Origin of the sequence: Mycobacterium kyogaense (assembly GCF_003254575.1) — a bacterium.
GTDB classification, from domain to species: Bacteria; Actinomycetota; Actinomycetes; order Mycobacteriales; family Mycobacteriaceae; genus Mycobacterium; species Mycobacterium kyogaense.
Map to the genome: position 1 here is coordinate 139,157 of NZ_QJUA01000007.1, position 17,033 is coordinate 156,189.

The window sequence follows — 17,033 nt, forward strand, 5'->3', positions numbered from 1 at the left end:
CAGTGCTCGACGTCAGGGCTCGACCAAGTCCTTGAGCCGGCGCAGTGTCTCGCCCATCGTGCGACTCACCTGGCTCGCGGCGACACGGTCGGCGATCAATCCGAGCAGCCCACCGGGCGCCTCGTAGGCGAGTCGGAAGCTCACCTTGGTGCGGCCGTCTCCGGCGTCGCGCATCCGGAAGCGGCCCCGCAGCGTGATCCCGGTGATGCCGATCCAGGCGAGGTCGCGCGGCTCGTCGAACTCGGACACCTCGATCACGCCGCCGATGGGCACCGAGCCGACCTTCCAGTGCACGGTGTAGCGCGCGCCCACCCCGGCGGGGGTGTCGGTGACGATCTCCCAGCGCTCCAGGTTGGCCATGAACTCGGGATAGCACCCGGGGTCACTGATGTGTTTCCACACCAGGTGGGGTTCGACGTTGACGACGATGCTGCGCGAGAGTCGCATGGCTCCCCCTATCCGATCACCGGGAAGCGCCGTTCGGCGCCGAGGCGGTCCACCGCACCCTGCAGGCTGGCGAGCACTTTGTCGTTGATGACGTCGTCGTCGGCGTTGGCGATGTCGGCGGCGTCGATGGGTTCCTGGACCTCGATGACGACCTTGGTCGGCAGCGGCAGCCGCGGGATGAAGTCGCTGACCGTCAGCCCCCATGGCGGGGCGAACAGGATCGGCACGCTCTTGAGCCGGGCCAGCTTGTCGACCATCAGCAACTTGGCCAGCCACTGACCGCGGTCGAGGAACAGCGCGGCCTCCTGGCCGCCGACGCTGGCGATCGGGACGATCGGCACTCCTGCTTCACGAGCGAGTTTGACGTAGCCCTTGCGGCCGCCGAAGTCGACGTCGTGGCGTTCCCACGACGGCCGGAACACCTCGTAGTCACCGCCGGGGTACACTAGCAGCGCCGCGCCCGATGCCAAGGCGAGCGTCGCGTTGTCGTGGTTGGCGGCGACGGTGCCGAACTTGCGCAGCGATCCCAGCCCGGGCATGGAGACCACCAGGTTGTGCGCCAGTTGGTAGAACGGTCGCTCGACACCGAAGTACGAGCAGAACGCCAACGTGAACACGAACGTGTCCGGGGGCAGATTGCCGCCGCTGTGGTTGCCGACCATCAGCACGGGGCCGTTGGCGGGGATGCGATCCAACCCGCGGACGTCGGCGCGGAAGTACAGCGACGCCAGCAACCACAGTCCCGGCAGTTGCTCGAGGATGTAGTCGGCGTCGCGCTGATCGAGGTCGGCCTTGGGTACGCGCGCCGAGATTTCGTGCTTGACCCATTCCAACGCATCACCCAGCCCAGGCATGGCAGTGATATTGACCACCATCGGCTCGGAGTAAACCTGCAGCGCCGCGGCGGCCACGCACCCGTCGGGCATTATCTGCGGCGTGCCCTCCTCCCTTGCCGACGTGCTCGCCTCGCTGGACCTGACGCGCCTCGATTCGCGCTCGTTCAGCGGGGAGCAGCTTCCGGCGCCCGCCAATCACATCCTCGGCGGGCACATCTCCGCGCAGGCGCTGTTGGCGGCGAGCCTGACCGCACCCGACCGCGCTCCGCACAGCGTGCACACGTACTTCCTCCGGCCGGGTGACGCCCGCCGGCCGGTCCGGTTCGACGTCGTCGACCTCCAGGAGGGCCGCACGTTCTCGGCGCGCCGGGTGACGGCCCGCCAGGACGACCAGATCCTGCTCGAGGCGATGTCGTCGTTCACCGCGCTGGTTCCGGGGGCGGAAGCCGGTGGATATCAGCCCACCTGCCCGCAGGCGCCCGCACCGGAGTCATTGCCGGTGGTCGCTCCGCACCTCGCGGAGTCTTCGGAGGCGACGGCCGGGCAGTGGGCCAGCCTGCGATGGTTCGAGCGGCGCATCGTCGAGGAGGAGTCGGTGCCGCCGGCGCGCAGCCTCATCTGGTGGCGGCCCGACGGCGAGCTGCCGGAGCACGACCCGGCGCGGACGGCGGCGCTGGTCGCCTATCTGTCGGCGGTGACGCTGACCGAGCCGGTGTATCGCGCCCGCGGCCGGATCGGCACGTCCCTGCAGCGCGACCACTCGGTGTGGTTCCACGCCCCGGCGGACCTGTCCGACTGGCTGCTCTACGACCAGAGCTCGCCGAGCAGCACCGAGGCGCTGGCGCTCGGCAGCGGCTCGATGTTCAACCGTGACGGCACGCTGGTGTGCACCGTGCGACAGGAGCTGTATTTCGCCCCGCCACGAGGCTGACACTGGAGCGTCTCGGCGGGCCGGGACTGGGTATCCCCGCGCGATGGACACCACTGCCCGGCAACGTGAACTCGGCGATTCCGACAGCCCGATCGAGGACGCTCTCGAGCAGGCATTCAACAGAATGGTCGACGAGGGCACCCAGCGTCTGCACCGCAGTCCGCGAGAAGTGCTGGTCACCGGGTTCTTCGGCGGCACCGAGGTCGCGATGGGCGTGCTGGCCTACCTGTCGGTGTTGCTCGCCACCGGAAACCCCCTGCTGGCGGGCCTGGCATTCTCCGTCGGTTTCCTCGCGTTGCTGCTGGGCCGCAGCGAGCTGTTCACCGAAGGCTTCCTCGTGCCGGTCACCACGGTGGTCGCCAAACGGGCAAGCGTCGCGCAGCTGCTGAAGCTGTGGGCAGGCACGCTGGCGGCCAACCTCGTCGGCGGCTGGCTGATCATGTGGCTGGTGATGGCGGCGTTCCCGAAGCTGCACGAGCAGACGATCGAATCGGCGAAGCACTTCGTCGAGGCGCCGCTGAACGCAGAGAGCATCGCGCTCGCGCTGCTGGGCGGCATGGTGATCACGCTGATGACGCGCATGCAGCACGGCACCGATTCGATGCCGGCCAAGATCGCCGCGGCGGTCGCCGGCGCGTTCCTGCTGGCCGGTCTGCAGCTGTTCCACTCGATCCTGGATTCGCTGCTGATCTTCGGGGCGCTGATCGCCGGAGGCACGTCGTTCGGCTACCTGGACTGGCTGTCGTGGTTCGGCTACACGGTGGTCGGCAACATCGTGGGCGGGCTGGCGCTGGTCACGCTGCTGCGCCTGATCCGCAGCAAGGATCGCCTGAAAGAGGAACGCCGCGAGGCCGAGTCGCCGGCGGGTGAGGAACGCTAGACCGGGGCCACCCGATCGAACCAGGGCGCGGCCCGCTCCAGCTGGGCGGCGAGGCGGAGCAGAAGAGACTCCCCGGCCAGCGGAGCCACGAACTGGACGCCGAGCGGGAGCCCGCCTGCGGTCCAGTGAAGCGGCACCGACATGGCCGGGCGGCCGGTCAGGTTCGCCAGCTGGGTGTACGGGACCCAGCCCAGGTTGTCGTCGACCATGTCGTCGACGATCTTGGTGAATCGCAGCATCTTCGCGGTCCGGGTCTTGAGCAGCACGTCGGCGCCGCGCGCCAGCGCAGCCGGCAGGTCGAAGGCGCCGATCACCGGCGGTGGGCTGGCCAGCGTCGGCGTCAACAGCAGATCGTGCGTGGTGAAGAAGTCGGTGAGCCGACGGGTGTGTTCGTGGCGGCGGGCCACGGCGTCGACGTAGTCGACGGCGCTGGTCGCCCGGCCCAGCGCCGCCATGATCAACGTGTCCCGTTCGAAGGATGCGTCACCCGCGCCGGTCAACCTCTTGGTCTCGTCGACTTCGTAGGCCAGAGAGACGAGCCAGGTCAGCAGGAAGTCGCGGGCCAGGGCGGCGTCGTCGAACGGCGCCTCCGGCAGCTCCTCCACCTGGTGGCCGAGTCCGGTCAACACCCGCGCGGCGTTCTCGACGGCGGCGTAGGCCTCCGGGTCCGGAGACGGGGTGATCGAGGACGGCACGCGGAACCCGATCCGCAGGGGCGCGGGGTCTGCGTCGAGGACCGAGGTGAACGGCTCTGCGGGAATCGCGGGCGAGTACGGGGCGCCGGGTTCGCCGCCGCGCAGTACGTCGAGCATCGTGGCGGTGTCGCGCACCGATCGGGAGACGACGCCGTTGACCGCGGCGCCGTGCATGGGTTCCCCGGCACCCGGACCTGACGGGACGAGGCCGCGGCCGGGCTTGAGTCCGAACAGGCCGCAGCAGCCCGCCGGGATGCGGATCGAACCGCCGCCGTCGCTGGCGCCCGCGCACGGGACGATGCCGGCGGCGACCGCGGCTGCCGATCCGCCGGACGACCCGCCGGGGCTGTGGGCGAGGTTCCATGGGTTCCGCGCCGCGCCGTTCGCGACGGGCTCGGTGATCCCCTTGGCGCCGAACTCGGGGGTGTTGGTCTTGCCGAAGATCACCAGGCCGGCATCGAGCCAGCGCTGCACCACCGTGGCGTGCTCGGCGGCGGGTCGCGATGCCAGTGCCCGCGATCCGGCACCGGTGGGCAGTCCGGCGAAGTCCTGGCCGAGGTCCTTGATCAGGAACGGCACCCCGCGCAGCGGACCGTCGGAGGGTTCTGGTGCGGGCACGTCGCGCACGATCGCGTTGATCCGCGGGTTGACGGCGCGGGCCCGTTCCCGTGCGACGGTGAGCAACTCATCGGCCGACACCTGGCCGGAAGCCATCAGCTCGGCCAGCCCGACGGCATCGAAAGTCCGGTAGTCCGCGAAGTCCATCACGCGACCGTAGCGCGCAATGGGAATGTTTCAATCGTTATCAAGGTTTGTCTCATTTGTCACATGGGTAACTCCAGTAACGACGCGGACCCCGTGTCACACCCCCGCCGAGAAAGTGACGAATGGATCATCGCCATGAACACAATCCTGTACTTCAGCACCCAGGGTTCGATTTATGAGACACGGGCCTACACCCGGGCCGACATCGACCGTCTCGTGCACGACCGCGGACTGCAGTCGCTGAGCAGCGCTGACCATCAGTTCGACTTCTGGTTCAGCTCGTCGGCGGGACGCTGCCAGCGCCGCGTCAACCGCCACGCCACCGAATTACTCATGGCGACAACCAATTTCACTGCCAAGAACGTGCCGCTGCTGCGAGGCGCCGTCGTCGTGGCGACCCACGACGCCGACGGTGATCTCGACGGGCTCAGTTGGCAACAGCTCGATGCCCTGTCCCAGCGCTTCCGATCGCTGACCGATCGCGACGAGCGCCACCTGACCCGGCGCATCGTTCGCGATCAGCGCCGCCGACGTCGTGCGGCCGTGCCTGCTGCCGTCCCGTCGCAGCCCGCGGGCGCACCCGTGCGGATCGCCGCCGCACACTGAGTCAGCCGAACTGCGCAACCCGTTCGGCCAGCCGGTCGAGAATGCGCAGCGACTCGTCCAGCGGCTTGGTGGGCAGCAGCAGCTGAGCCTCCTCGAAGCCGAGATCGGCCACCTCCCGTAAGTACTCGGGATCGTCGGGCGCCGCGAACAACCGCAAAGGCACCGTGTGCTCGGCGCGGTCGTTGAGTTGTTCGATGCGCGAGCGAAGCACGTCGACCGGTAGCGGATTGGACAGCCATCCCGCGCGGTGGCGGGCGATGCGCGTCACCGTGGCCTTCGAGTTGCCGCCGATGAACATTGGCGGATGCGGTGAGCGCACCGGTTTGGGCCGCGCGTGAGACGGTGGGAAATCGACGTATTTCCCGTGATACTCGGCGGGCTCGGTGGTCCACAGCGCGATGATGGCCTCGATGCGTTCGTCGAGCAGTGCACCGCGGGTGGCGGGATCGGTGCCGTGATCACGCATCTCCTCGAGGTTCCATCCCGCCCCCACGCCGAACACGAACCGTCCGCCGGAGATGAGGTCGATGCTGGCCGCCTCTTTTGCGGTGATGATCGGATCACGCTGGATGAGTAGCGCGATCCCGGTCACCAGTTCGATGCTCGACGTCACTGCCGCTGCGGCGGCCAGCGTGACGAACGGATCCAGCGTCCGGTAGTAGACCGATGGCAGATCACCTCCGCCGGGGTAAGGCGTCTCTCGGCTGGCGGGAATGTGGGTGTGCTCTGCCACCGACAGCGACGTGAAACCGCGCTCCTCGACCGCTCGGGCCAGCGACACCGTGTCGATGGCGTCGTCGTTGACAAAGGTCGCGATACCGAACTTCATGCGTCGAGCCTATGCCGTGACCGGCGTTTGGGAAGGCTTGGTTTGCTGGTAGATCCTGCCGATTCTGGCTACGGTGACGCGGTGAGCACTGAAACCCACGCCGACGAACCTCATCTCGGTTCCGTTGCGGCCAAGCTGAATTGGTTGCGGGCCGGTGTCCTGGGGGCGAACGACGGGATCGTGTCGACCGCGGGACTCGTGGTCGGCGTCGCTGCGGCGACGGCCGAGCGGGGCCCGATCCTGACCGCCGGCATCGCTGGACTGGCCGCCGGCGCGGTGTCGATGGCGCTGGGTGAATACGTCTCGGTGAGCACGCAGCGCGACACCGAGAAGGCGCTGCTGAACAAGGAGAGGCGCGAGCTCCGCGATGATCCCGCCGCAGAACTGGACGAACTCGCCGCCCTGTACGAGGCGAAGGGGTTGAACCCCGCCACCGCACGCACCGTCGCCGAGGAGCTCACCTCTCACGATGCGTTCACCGCGCATGCCGAGGCTGAATTGGGCATCACGCCAGGGGAGTTCACCAATCCGTGGCAGGCCGCCCTGTCCTCGGCACTGTCCTTCACCATCGGCGCACTGCTCCCCATCATCGCGATCCTTGCGCCGCCCACGTCGTTGCGAGTGCCGGTCACCGTGGTGGCCGTTCTCGCCGCACTTCTTCTCACCGGCGCGGTGTCGGCCGGACTCGGCGGCGCGCCCAAGCAACGCGCCTTGGCCCGCAACGTGATCGGCGGCGGCCTCGCACTGCTGATCACCTATGGAATCGGACACCTGGTCGGCGCCGCAGTGTAAGGATCTCCGCGCGGGGTATAGACCGGCGGTGACCACCGACCCCGCACCCGTGCCTGACGACCTGCGCCGGTTGGCCGATGCGCACGGCGTCGCGACTTTCTATCGCAACGAACGTCGCGAACCGGTGAATGTCGATGCCGACGTCGTGATCCGTGTGCTCGGTCTTCTCGATGTGGAGGCCGGTACCGAGGCCCAGCGCCGCGCCGAGCTCACCCGTCTCGAGGAACGCGCGCGGGCCGGAGTGCTGCCGCCCACCATTGCGGTGCGCTTGACCGGACAGCCGAAGCCTGTCCCTCAGGCGATGCTGCTGATCGCCGAGGACGGCTCGCGCATCGACGTGCACGACGAGATCCCGGCCGACCTGGCGCCGGGCTGGTATCAGCTGCACACGCGCGACGGCCAGGAGGTCACGGTGGTCGCCGCGCCGCCGACAGTGCCGACCGCGCCCGACACCTGGGGCTGGATGCTGCAGCTGTACGCGCTGCGCTCCGGACGCTCCTGGGGTATCGGCGACCTCGGCGACCTGACCGAGTTCATTCGCTGGACCACCGCCGAACACGGTTGCGGCGCGGTACTTCTCAACCCGCTGCACGCACCCGGCCCGACCCATCCGGTGCAGCCCTCCCCCTACACGCCGTCGAGCCGGCGGTTCGCCGACCCGTTGGCGTTGCGGATCGAGGACCTACCGGCCTACGCCGGACTCGACCCCGCCACCCGCGCCGATGTCGACGCACTGCGTGTGTCCGCGAGCACGCCGCGCATCGACCACGACCTGGTGTGGGCGGCGAAGCGCTCGGCGCTGGAGCTGCTGTGGCACTCGGCCGGGCGACCTGATCCCCTGTCCGGCGACGCCTCTGCCGGGCTGCGCGATTGGGCCACGTACTGCGCGCTCGCCGAACGTCACGGTGGTCGGTGGAGCCGGTGGCCAGAAGCACTGCGCCAGGTCAACAGCGACGCAGTCGCAGCTGCCCGGCGAGAGTTGGCTCCCCGGTTGGCTTTTCACGCGTGGGTTCAGCAGCAGTGCGCAGCGCAACTCGGCTCGGTGCGGGAGACGGCGAAGGCATCCGGGATGGCGCTGGGAGTGCTCCACGACCTCGCCGTGGGCGTCGACGCAGACGGTGCCGACGCCTGGGCGCTTTCCGACGTGCTGGCCACCGGAGTGAGCATCGGCGCGCCGCCGGACAATTTCACGCCCCGCGGTCAGGACTGGGGGTTGCCGCCGTGGCGGCCGGATCGATTGGCGGCGAGCGGCTATGCGCCGTTGCGCGACATGCTGCGCGCCGTGCTCTCCCATGCCGACGGCCTGCGCATCGACCACGTCGCCGGGCTGTGGCGGCTGTGGTGGATACCGCCGGGCGATGGGCCCGACCGCGGTACCTACGTGCACTACGACGCCGAGGCGATGCTGGCCGTGTTGGCGCTGGAGGCGCACCGGGCCAACGCGACCGTGGTCGGCGAAGATCTGGGCACCGTCGAGCCGGAGGTGACACAGGCACTGGCGGACAACGAGATGCTGGGCTGCGCGGTGGCGTGGTTCACTCGCGACCTCGACGAGCCGAACGAGCCGTTGCTGCCGCCGGCGCGGTGGCCCGAACGGGCGGCGGCAAGCATCTCCACGCACGATCTTCCGACCGCCGCCGGGTTCCTGGAGGGCGAGCATGTGCGGGCGCGCGCCGATCTGGGCCTGCTCGACGACGTGCCGGCAGAGCAGGCGAATGCCGATGCCGAGCGCGCGGAATGGTTGGCGCTGTTGCGTTCTGAGGGGCTGCTCGGGGCCGAGGACTCTGATGAGACCGCGGTCGTCGTGGCGATGCACCGGCTGCTCGCGCGTACACCGAGCAGGCTCAAGCTGATCTCGCCCTACGACGTCATCGGTGAGGTGCGCCAGCCCAATCTGCCCGGCACCGTGGACGAGTACCCGAACTGGCGGCTACCGCTGCCCGAGACCCTCGAGGAGCTGCAGGCCGATCCGCGGGTCGCTGCGATCACCGCGGCATTTCGCCACCCACCCAACTGACTACGCCCACCCAACTGACTACGCCCACACCAACGTTTGGGCGCGAAAACACGGCAATTCCCCGCCCAAACCTCGGTTTGGGCGGGGTTCGGCGTCAGCCGAGGCCGTGTCAGCGGAACTGCGGTAACACGTCCTGCTGCCAGCTCGTGAAGAACCCGTCGAGATCCGGGCCGATCTGCTGCACGTAGACCTCGTCGACCCCGGCGTCGACGTACTGACGCACCTGAGCGACGTGCGCATCGACATCCGGACCGCATGTCACCGACTCGGCCACCATGTCGCGCGGCACCAGAGTCGAGGCCGCCATGAAGTCGCGGGGCCGCGGCAGGGTCTGCGCCAGCTGACCGGGCAGCGCCTCGTTGGCCCACAACCGGTGTGCGGCGTCGAGACCGGCGTCGGCATCGCGATCCCAGCTCACCTTCGTCCCTGCCTGCACCGGCTTGTCGCCGCCCCCGGACTCTCGGAACGCCTTGACCAGGTCGGCGTCGGGCATCGTCGTGCAGAACCCGTCACCGATGCGGCCCGCCAATTCGGCTGCCTGCGTGCCGAATCCGGACACATAGATCGGCACCGGCTGCTCCGGACAGGTGTAGATGCGGGCCTCCTGCACCTCGTAGTGCTCACCGTGGTGACTGATCTCCTCGCCTCGGTGCAGCAACCGGATCACGTCGATCGCTTCCTCGAGCATCTCCAGCCGCACGCCCACCGAGGGCCACGGGTCACCAAGAATGTGCTCGTTGAGCAGCTCGCCGCTCCCCACGCCCAACACGAACCGGCCGTCGAGTTGCACCGCGGCTGTCGCTGCGGCCTGGGCGATGATCGCCGGGTGGATGCGCATCGTCGGGCACGTCACCGCCGTGCTGACCGGCAGCGACGTCACTTGCGACAGCGCGCCGATGATGCCCCACACAAACGGGCTCTGGCCCTGCTCGTCGTTCCACGGGTGGAAGTGATCGGAGATCCACAGCGCCTCGAAGCCCGCGTCTTCCGCTCGTTTGGCCTGATCGACCAGGCCTTGCGGGGTGAACTGTTCGCAGGACAGGAAGTAACCGATCTTTGCCATGCCGGCGCGGTTACCCCGCGGCGGTGTCACTATGCATGCGGGTTTGGCCGATCCCGACAGGGGAACGGCGTCGGGGTGAGCGCACCCGAGCTCGCGGGGATGTTCCGGTGGCAGTCGGCGCTACAGATCCAGCGCCAGCGGCTCGACGGGTGACGCGCAGCAGATGAGCACATTTCCGTCGGCGGGCGGCTCGAGCGGTTCGGGGTCGTAGCGCACCGATCCCGACAGCAGGGCCGTCTCGCAGTTGTGACAGACACCTGTGCGGCATGACCACCGGGTCGGGACGTCGCACGCCTCGGCGAGTTCGAGCAGGCTCACCCGGTTCGGTCCCCACGGCGCGGCCAGCCCGCTGCGCACGAACTGCACCTCAGGACCCGGTCCGGGCTCGCCCTCGGGTGGGTGCGGCGTGAGGGTCGTCGCGGCGATTCCGGGGGTGAGAGCCGGCCCAGCACCGAAGATCTCGGTGTGCACCCGCGACGGGTCCAGGCCGTGGGAGAGCAGTGCCGCCTCCATCCCGGCCATGAAGGGCTGCGGTCCGCACACGTAGGCGGCGGCCTCGCGAGGGATGTCCAGCTCCTCGAGTGTCGCCGCCGAGAGCCGGCCGGGCTCGCTGAAGTCGACCCCTGCCCGGTCTGTCGGTGCGGGCCGGCTGTAGGCGACGTGAGAGACCGCGTGCGGCAGTGCTTTCAGCGCATTTTGGGCTTCGGTGGCGAACGCGTGGTCGGCGCCGTTGCGCGCGCCGTGCAGCCACCACACCGGGCGGGTGGATGCAGCTGCGACCAGTGCGTTGAGCATCGACAGCACCGGCGTGACCCCGACTCCGGCGGAGACGAGGACCACGGGCGACTCGTCGTCGGCCAACCAGAACGTGCCACGCGGCGCGGCGACGTCGAGTGAGTCACCTGGATGCAGCTGCGTGTGCAGGTATTCGCTTGCCGCGCCGTGCGGTTCGCGCTTGACACCGATGCGGTAGGCCGGACTACCCGGCGCGTTGCACAGCGAATAGGTACGGATCAGGGCGGGCGCTTGGCCGCTGCGCGGCAACCGGACCGTGACCGATTGGCCGGCAAGCCATCTCGGCAGCGGCGCGTCCGCCGGATCGGCGAGCACGACCGAACGGACCGACCGGCTTTCCTCGACCACGTCGCGCACGATCAGTGACCGGAAGCCGGTCCAGGCGGGCGGCGGACCAGCGGCGGCCAGACCGGGGTTGCCGGTATCGGCCCCGTCGTGGTCGGCCAGGGCGCGCAGCGAACCCTGCCAGCCCGGGCTGAGGGCGGGGATGCGCAGCGCCCGGGCGAGTCCGTCGCGAGCATGGCCGGGAAGGTAGAGCAGCGCGTCGATCTCGGCGACGGTCATCTGTTCGGGGCCGTCGGCGATCTTGACGATCTCCTGCCCGGCTTCGACATCGCCCTCCGTGATCACCCGGCAGTAGAACCCGGGTCGGCGGTGCGCAACCAGCAGTGCGGCCATTCGCGGCTCCCCGATCCGCATCCCGGCCCGATAGCAGGTGACGCGGGGCTGGGTGACCTCGAGAACCGCGTCACCCACGCGGTAGCGGTCACCGATGCACACCTCGTCGTCGGGCAGACCCTCCACGGTGAGGTTCTCGCCCAGCAGTCCCGGCACCAGGTCGTCACGGCCGAACTCCTGTGCCCAATGCCGGTAGGAATCCATTTGATACACGAGCACGGCGCGGTTCTCGCCGCCGTGCCCGCCGAGATCGCCCTGTCCGTCACCGTCGATGTTGAGCCGGCGAATCCGCCGCGGCCCGGTGACGGGATCTTTCCACGCTCCGGTGTAGACGGTGCGATCGTTCCACGACACGTCGCGGGGCATGCCCACGTTCACCGATACCAGGGTGGCCACTTCGCCATCTTCGCTCCCCCGCTGCCGCAAAACAGGTGAAACGCCCGCGCATGACGGACGTGGTGTCGGGTAGGAGCCCATCATGACCGCTCCCCAGTCGCAGCCCGATATGGAACTGGCCGGCATCTTCGCCAGCCTGGCCGGCGTCCTGCTGACCGAGACCACCGTGGCCTCGGCCCTGGCCACCCTGACGTCGGTGGCCGCCGACACGATCGGCGGCAGCGCGGGAGCCGGTCTCACCGTGCTGGACGCGCAAGGCCGGCGCATCACCTCGGCGGCCACCGACCCCATCGTCGGACAGCTCGACGATCTGCAGTACCAACTCGACGAGGGGCCGTGTCTCACTGCATGGCGCGAGAGCCGCGTCGTCCGGACGGAGCCCGATACAGATGAACAGAGATGGCCGTCGTGGATCCGCGCGGCGCGTGCGCTGGGGATGCAATCGTTCCTCAGCGCTGCACTCGTGGTCGGCGAGCGGCCCCTGGGAGCCATCAAGGTGTACTCCACGACGGTAGATGCCTACTCCGACAGGGATGCAGACCTTTTGCGCCGCTTCGCACGTCAAGCAGCGATCTTCGTCAGCAATGCGCTGACGGTGCAGGCCGCTGAGCAGATGAGCGACACGCTGAAGAACACAATGCGTGATCGCGACGTCGTGGCGATGGCACGGGGGATCCTGATGGCGCGCAATCGGATCGGTCAGGACGAGGCGTTTCGCCGCCTCGTCGTGGAGTCCCACGGCAGCCGCCGCGTCCTGACCCAGGTAGCCGAGCGGGTCGTCGCTTCGGCGACGGAGGGGTGAGCGGACCGGTGGCCACCCCGGGTGACGTACAGGAACGGTTTCGGCGGGCCTTCGAATCGACTGGTCTGACGATCGCAGATCTGTGGCTGCGCTACTTCGCGTACGGCGGTGTCGCGAGCCGTTTCGAACTCGACGCCTATCTCAACGGTGCCCTGGCGCTGCCTCCGTTGCAGCACGACATCGTCGCGCAGGCGATCAACGAACGACTCGGTGAGATCGCCCCGCCACGTGCCCCCTACAGCGTCGAATTCAGCGAGGCGGAAGGCGCGCTCGACGACGAAGATCCACAGGAAGGGTAGGAAGGGCGGCCCCCTGCGCTAAGACAGACAGATGGCCGACACCGTCCGCCCACCCGGGGCGCCGACCGCGTTCCGCTACCCCGAGGTGGGCGACCGCCGCGCGCGGCTGCGCAGCGGCATCCGTCGGCTGACGGGCATCGACCCGTTCCCGTCCCACGCCGTGGCCCGGGCGTTCATGACCGGCCTCACCGAGGGCGATCCGGTGGCCGAGCGCTTCGTCGCCGAGACCTACCACGGGGAGCTCGGCGCCCGTCGGGCCCGCGATCTCGTCGAGCAGGCGCAACGCCACGGCATCGACAGCCTGCCCGAGGCACCGGAGTCGATGCAGGCGCTGTTCGCGGAGTTCGAGCAGCAGCCCGATTGGCTGGACCCCGAACTGGTCGAGCAGGGCGCTGCGGTGTGGCGACGGTGGGCGTATGCGCTGGGCGCGCTCGGCAACGCCGGCACCACCGACACCTACACCGAAGGCTGGCTCGCGGTCCCGCTGTCGCTGTCCGGCGGGTACGCGGGCCAGCGCGCGCTGCATCGCTACCTGGAGACGTCACGCTGGTGGATCGAGGTGTGCCGCCCGGGCGCGCTGCTGACCCCCGGCTCGCTCGGTCGGCAGATCTCTCTGCACGTGCGCATCATGCACGTCAGCGTCCGCGAGCGGGTGCGCCAGCACCCGGAGTGGGACACCGCGCGGTGGGGCTTGCCGATCAGCCAGTCCGCGATGCTGCTCACGCTGCTCGGTGGCAGTGTCGCGCCCGCGCTCGGGCTGTTCCTGCTCGGCCACGTGACCTCCCCCGCCGAGATGCGCGCGGTGCTGCACTTCAACCGCTACTGCGGCCATCTCGTCGGCGTGCGGTGTGACGGCTACTTCCCCGAGACCGTCACCGACGCGTGGCGCATCCTACTGATGGCGGATTCGGCCCGCAGTCACGACAGCGGTTCCAGCGGCACCGAATTGGTCGAGTCGTTCGTGCCCGCATTCGCGCCGACCACCGCGCATCGGGGGCTCGGCCGGCTCCGCGCCGAGTACCACTATCGCGTGCAAGCCGGCTACCTCGGCCTCTACATGCTGCCGTGGAATCGCCGCCGCTATCGGCTCCCGTCGGCGCTGCCCGGAGTCGCGCTCCTGCTCGCGCGGGCACCGGCCATCACCGCGCTCGAGATCGGCCGCCGCGTCTGCCCGCCCCTGGATCGATGGTGGCAGCGCACCAACCTGCACCGGTGGGAACGCTGGCTCTCGTGGCAGTCGGCCGGCAAGGCGGCCCAGTTCGAGGCGGCGGTTCCGCTGCGCCGCTGACTCTCGTGGACCCGCGGGCCGCGCGCCTACGATGGACGGATGGCCGAGCAATTCGCGATCCCGGACGTCCCCTTCACCCACGACCCCTGGGTCGCCTCGGCGCAGCGCTACAGCGAGATGCCCTACCGGCGGGTGGGTTCGTCGGGGCTTCTGCTGCCGGCGATCTCGCTGGGCCTCTGGTACAACTTCGGCGACAACCGGCCGTTCGACACCCAACGAGAAGTGTTGCGGCACGCCTTCGATCGTGGCATCACCCACTTCGACCTGGCCAACAACTACGGCCCACCGTACGGTTCGGCGGAGGAGAACTTCGGCCGCATGCTGCGCCGCGATTTCAAGCCCTACCGCAACGAACTGCTGATCTCGACGAAGGCCGGCTGGGACATGTGGCCCGGCCCCTACGGTCAGCTCGGCGGCCGTACCTATGTCCTCAACAGCCTCGACGAATCCCTGGACCGACTGGGGCTGGACTATGTCGACATCTTCTACTCCCATCGCATCGACCCTCGCACTCCGCTGGAGGAGACGATCGGCGCGCTGGACACCGCGGTGCGCACCGGCAAGGCACGCTACGTCGGCATCTCGTCGTACTCACAGGCGAAAACGGCCGAAGCCGCCGCTATCGCAAAGAGTTTGGGCACGCCGCTGGTGATCCACCAGCCGTCGTACTCACTCCTCAATCGGTGGATCGAGGACGGTCTCACCGCCGAGTTGAACACCGCGGGCATGGGCGCGATCGCGTTCACCGCGCTGGCGCAGGGTCTGCTCACCGACCGTTATCTGACGCAGCCGGCCGACGGTGTGGAGCGTGCCACCGCGCGCCCGACGTTCGACGACGAGCAGGTCACCGATGACGTTCTCCAGCGGCTGCGCGGCCTCGCCGACATCGCCGAGCGCCGCGGCCAGTCGCTGGCCCAGCTGGCGTTGGCGTGGGTGCTGCGTGAGCCGACCGTGGCGTCGACGCTGATCGGTGCGTCGAGCGTGGCCCAACTCGACGAGAACCTCGGCGCGCTGAAGAACCTGGTTTTCACCGATGAGGAGCTCGCCGAAATCGACCAGTACGCCATCGAATCCGGCATCGACCTGTGGCGGGAGAGTTCTGACGTCTGAGCGTGTTTCGCTCGAGACGCTGGGCGCCTGGGTGATCAAGTGCAATCCGCGGCACACGCCCGTGGAGCCGATGGTCTCGGCCGGGCACACCGCGCCGCGGTGGTGCGTGGCCGACAACTACCGGACGCGGTTGATGCAGCCTGGGCAGCGGGTGCTGCTGTGGGTGACGACGCGGCCCGACCGCGGTATCTGGGGCGTCGGGCGGATCACCGGCGACGTGGCGGTCGTCGACGGCAAGCACCGAGTGCCGGTGCACATCCCGCTGCTCCCCGAGCCGCTGACCGCTGCGCACCTCCGCACGAGTCCGGATCTGGCCTCCCTGGAGGTGTTTCGCGTTCCGGTGCAGTCGAATCCGTCGTGGGCGACGGTTGCCGAGATGACGGTGATCGATGCGCTGCTGCCGGACTCAGTCCAGTGACTGCTGGTCACCGCCGATGCCGGCCATCCCCGAAACTGTGCTGACCGCTTTCCCGAGGGGGCCCGCAGCGGCGCGCGCAACGGTGTGTACGGCGCGCACCCCGAATCGCGATCGCGGGTTGGCCAAGCGCAGCGAGTTCTCTCGCACGGTGGGCGCCGTCGCGACGAACGGCCGCATGGCGTCGCGGTAACGGTGCAGGGCGGCACTCGGGTCGTCGGCGTCGGCGAGCTCACGGGCCAGAAGGTAGCCACCGATCAGGGCGAGGCTGGTGCCCGCGCCGCCGAACGTCGCGTTGCAGAACGCGCTGTCGCCGAGCAACCCGATGCGGCCTTTGCTCCACACCGGCGGATGCACCTGGCCGACCGCGGAGAAGTACATCGGCACATCGGCATCCAGCGCATCGAGGATGCGCGGTGCGGCGCCGCCGACATCGGCGAACGTGCGCCGCAGCACTGTGACCAGGTCGCGACGGCCGAGTTCCTCCAGCCCGCGCACGTCGGAGAGGAAGGACAGCATCCCGCGAGTGGTGCCGAGGTTGTCCGGTCGTAGGTGCACGCTGCGGGACTTGGTGGCGTGCTGCCAGTTCCACCACCGGTCATCGCTGTCGTCGCGAGGCAGCGTGGCGTAGGCGCAGTACATGCCGAGCCTGTGCACGTCGACGGGAGTGACGAATCGGCGCGAGCGCGAATACAGACCCTCGGCGATGACGATGACGTCGGCGTCCAGTGTGGAGCCGTCGCTCAGCGCCGCCGTCACCCGGTCGCCGTGGTCGGTCACGTCGACGAGCTGGGTCTCGAATCGATAGTCGGTGGCCTCCGCCGTGTGCTCGACGAGGATGCGGGACAGTTCGCCGCGCAGGATCTCCAGTTCCGCGGTGGGTCCGTCGGAGTGGCCGCCGCTGCCGACCGGGAACGACGCGACAGCCCTGCCGTCGGCGGTGACGAACCGGGTCCCGATCTCGGTGGTGTTGGCGGCGCGCACGTCGGCGTCGATACCCATCCGGCGGATGACGTCGCGGGCGGCGCCGCGGATGTCGACGTTCTGTCCTTCGTCACGGCGCTGCGGATAGCGCTCGAGGATCGTGGTGCGCCATCCACGCGCGTTGAGTTGATGGGCCAGAGCGGGGCCGCCGATACCGGCACCGGAGATGATCGCGTGTGAGGGCACGATCCATTGTGCCTGCGGTGGCGCGACGACGGATTTCGTTGCGGTCGACCCGTGTATCAGCTCGAGCGTCAATATCCAGGCGCCGCACAGACACAGATGCCCTGCTGGGGGGCACGCTCTCAGAATGGACGCAGACCTTTCGCTCACACGAAATCCGTATTATCTTGACTTTGGTTGAGCTTCCAGCCCGCGGACTGTCCACGAGTTCAACCGATCCGA

17 protein-coding genes are annotated in these 17,033 nt (G+C 69.0%); 10 read left to right on the top strand and 7 right to left on the bottom strand.

The genetic code is table 11. The annotated features are described in order from the left end of the window. Window positions 1-12: 12 nt before the first annotated feature. Both DMB80_RS07945 and DMB80_RS07950 read right to left on the bottom strand, forming a co-directional pair. On the bottom strand, window positions 13-447 hold the full coding sequence (locus DMB80_RS07945; RefSeq protein ID WP_111509335.1) for an SRPBCC family protein: 435 nt from the start codon (window positions 445-447) through the stop codon (window positions 13-15). 8 nt (window positions 448-455) lie between these two features. Then, window positions 456-1,301, bottom strand: a complete 846-nt coding sequence (locus tag DMB80_RS07950) for a 1-acyl-sn-glycerol-3-phosphate acyltransferase (protein ID WP_046364261.1) — start codon at window positions 1,299-1,301, stop codon at window positions 456-458. Between the two features lie 82 nt (window positions 1,302-1,383). On the opposite strand from DMB80_RS07950, the gene DMB80_RS07955 reads away from it, so the two are divergent. After that, window positions 1,384-2,214 carry an acyl-CoA thioesterase gene (locus DMB80_RS07955; RefSeq protein WP_111509336.1) on the top strand — a complete coding sequence of 277 codons (831 nt, stop codon included), beginning with the start codon at window positions 1,384-1,386 and terminating at the stop codon, window positions 2,212-2,214. A 43-nt stretch (window positions 2,215-2,257) separates the two neighbouring features. Then, window positions 2,258-3,094: a formate/nitrite transporter family protein gene (locus DMB80_RS07960; RefSeq protein WP_111509337.1), complete on the top strand. Its 837-nt coding sequence runs from the start codon at window positions 2,258-2,260 to the stop codon at window positions 3,092-3,094. Here DMB80_RS07960 and DMB80_RS07965 read toward each other — a convergent pair. Next, window positions 3,091-4,554: an amidase gene (locus tag DMB80_RS07965; protein ID WP_111509338.1), complete on the bottom strand. Its 1,464-nt coding sequence runs from the start codon at window positions 4,552-4,554 to the stop codon at window positions 3,091-3,093. The genes DMB80_RS07960 and DMB80_RS07965 overlap by 4 nt on opposite strands. Before the next feature lie 135 nt (window positions 4,555-4,689). On the opposite strand from DMB80_RS07965, the gene DMB80_RS07970 reads away from it, so the two are divergent. Further along, window positions 4,690-5,160 carry a hypothetical protein gene (locus DMB80_RS07970; protein WP_111509391.1) on the top strand — a complete coding sequence of 157 codons (471 nt, stop codon included), beginning with the start codon at window positions 4,690-4,692 and terminating at the stop codon, window positions 5,158-5,160. 1 nt (window position 5,161) lies between these two features. Here the strand turns inward: DMB80_RS07970 and DMB80_RS07975 are convergent, their stop codons facing one another. After that, window positions 5,162-5,989, bottom strand: coding sequence for an LLM class F420-dependent oxidoreductase (locus DMB80_RS07975; RefSeq protein WP_111509339.1), 828 nt, complete (start codon window positions 5,987-5,989; stop codon window positions 5,162-5,164). Between the two features lie 81 nt (window positions 5,990-6,070). On the opposite strand from DMB80_RS07975, the gene DMB80_RS07980 reads away from it, so the two are divergent. After that, on the top strand, window positions 6,071-6,781 hold the full coding sequence (locus DMB80_RS07980) for a VIT1/CCC1 transporter family protein (RefSeq protein ID WP_111509340.1): 711 nt from the start codon (window positions 6,071-6,073) through the stop codon (window positions 6,779-6,781). A 28-nt stretch (window positions 6,782-6,809) separates the two neighbouring features. Beyond that, entirely contained in the window at window positions 6,810-8,798 is a 1,989-nt protein-coding gene (malQ, locus tag DMB80_RS07985; protein WP_240431061.1) for a 4-alpha-glucanotransferase, read from the top strand. Between the two features lie 109 nt (window positions 8,799-8,907). Here the strand turns inward: malQ and DMB80_RS07990 are convergent, their stop codons facing one another. Both DMB80_RS07990 and DMB80_RS07995 read right to left on the bottom strand, forming a co-directional pair. Further along, entirely contained in the window at window positions 8,908-9,861 is a 954-nt protein-coding gene (locus DMB80_RS07990) for an LLM class F420-dependent oxidoreductase (protein WP_111509342.1), read from the bottom strand. 120 nt (window positions 9,862-9,981) lie between these two features. Continuing rightward, window positions 9,982-11,730 carry an MOSC and FAD-binding oxidoreductase domain-containing protein gene (locus tag DMB80_RS07995; protein WP_111509343.1) on the bottom strand — a complete coding sequence of 583 codons (1,749 nt, stop codon included), beginning with the start codon at window positions 11,728-11,730 and terminating at the stop codon, window positions 9,982-9,984. An 82-nt stretch (window positions 11,731-11,812) separates the two neighbouring features. Here DMB80_RS07995 and DMB80_RS08000 point away from each other — a divergent pair, with 82 nt between their 5' ends. From DMB80_RS08000 to DMB80_RS08020, 5 genes are all read left to right on the top strand, one after another. Beyond that, window positions 11,813-12,532 (top strand): GAF and ANTAR domain-containing protein, encoded by a 720-nt coding sequence (locus DMB80_RS08000; protein ID WP_111509344.1) that lies wholly within the window; start codon window positions 11,813-11,815, stop codon window positions 12,530-12,532. Further along, the gene (locus tag DMB80_RS08005) at window positions 12,529-12,831 is read left to right on the top strand and encodes a hypothetical protein (protein ID WP_111509345.1); all 303 of its coding nucleotides are present in this window, start codon (window positions 12,529-12,531) and stop codon (window positions 12,829-12,831) included. Before DMB80_RS08000 ends, DMB80_RS08005 begins: the two co-directional genes overlap by 4 nt. A 31-nt stretch (window positions 12,832-12,862) precedes the next feature. Then, a complete protein-coding gene (locus DMB80_RS08010; RefSeq protein ID WP_111509346.1) occupies window positions 12,863-14,119 on the top strand; it encodes an oxygenase MpaB family protein in 1,257 nt (418 codons plus the stop codon). Window positions 14,120-14,158: 39 nt separating this feature from the next. Then, window positions 14,159-15,229: an aldo/keto reductase gene (locus tag DMB80_RS08015; RefSeq protein ID WP_111509347.1), complete on the top strand. Its 1,071-nt coding sequence runs from the start codon at window positions 14,159-14,161 to the stop codon at window positions 15,227-15,229. Window positions 15,230-15,299: 70 nt separating this feature from the next. Further along, window positions 15,300-15,647 carry a hypothetical protein gene (locus DMB80_RS08020; RefSeq protein WP_240431069.1) on the top strand — a complete coding sequence of 116 codons (348 nt, stop codon included), beginning with the start codon at window positions 15,300-15,302 and terminating at the stop codon, window positions 15,645-15,647. Here DMB80_RS08020 and DMB80_RS08025 read toward each other — a convergent pair. Further along, the gene (locus DMB80_RS08025) at window positions 15,636-16,814 is read right to left on the bottom strand and encodes an FAD-dependent monooxygenase (protein WP_240431062.1); all 1,179 of its coding nucleotides are present in this window, start codon (window positions 16,812-16,814) and stop codon (window positions 15,636-15,638) included. The two genes, DMB80_RS08020 and DMB80_RS08025, sit on opposite strands and share 12 nt — an antisense overlap. Window positions 16,815-17,033: the final 219 nt, after the last annotated feature.

Excerpts from the sequence above, each read along its gene's own strand:
- DMB80_RS07945 (WP_111509335.1), bottom strand. The coding sequence starts at position 447 with ATGCGACTCTCGCGCAGCATCGTCGTCAACGTCGAACCCCACCTGGTG.
- DMB80_RS07950 (WP_046364261.1), bottom strand. The coding sequence starts at position 1,301 with ATGCCTGGGCTGGGTGATGCGTTGGAATGGGTCAAGCACGAAATCTCG.
- DMB80_RS07960 (WP_111509337.1), top strand. The coding sequence starts at position 2,258 with ATGGACACCACTGCCCGGCAACGTGAACTCGGCGATTCCGACAGCCCG.
- DMB80_RS07965 (WP_111509338.1), bottom strand. The coding sequence starts at position 4,554 with ATGGACTTCGCGGACTACCGGACTTTCGATGCCGTCGGGCTGGCCGAG.
- DMB80_RS07970 (WP_111509391.1), top strand. The coding sequence starts at position 4,690 with ATGAACACAATCCTGTACTTCAGCACCCAGGGTTCGATTTATGAGACA.
- DMB80_RS07975 (WP_111509339.1), bottom strand. The coding sequence starts at position 5,989 with ATGAAGTTCGGTATCGCGACCTTTGTCAACGACGACGCCATCGACACG.
- DMB80_RS07990 (WP_111509342.1), bottom strand. The coding sequence starts at position 9,861 with ATGGCAAAGATCGGTTACTTCCTGTCCTGCGAACAGTTCACCCCGCAA.
- DMB80_RS08000 (WP_111509344.1), top strand. The coding sequence starts at position 11,813 with ATGACCGCTCCCCAGTCGCAGCCCGATATGGAACTGGCCGGCATCTTC.
- DMB80_RS08010 (WP_111509346.1), top strand. The coding sequence starts at position 12,863 with ATGGCCGACACCGTCCGCCCACCCGGGGCGCCGACCGCGTTCCGCTAC.
- DMB80_RS08015 (WP_111509347.1), top strand. The coding sequence starts at position 14,159 with ATGGCCGAGCAATTCGCGATCCCGGACGTCCCCTTCACCCACGACCCC.
- DMB80_RS08020 (WP_240431069.1), top strand. The coding sequence starts at position 15,300 with ATGGTCTCGGCCGGGCACACCGCGCCGCGGTGGTGCGTGGCCGACAAC.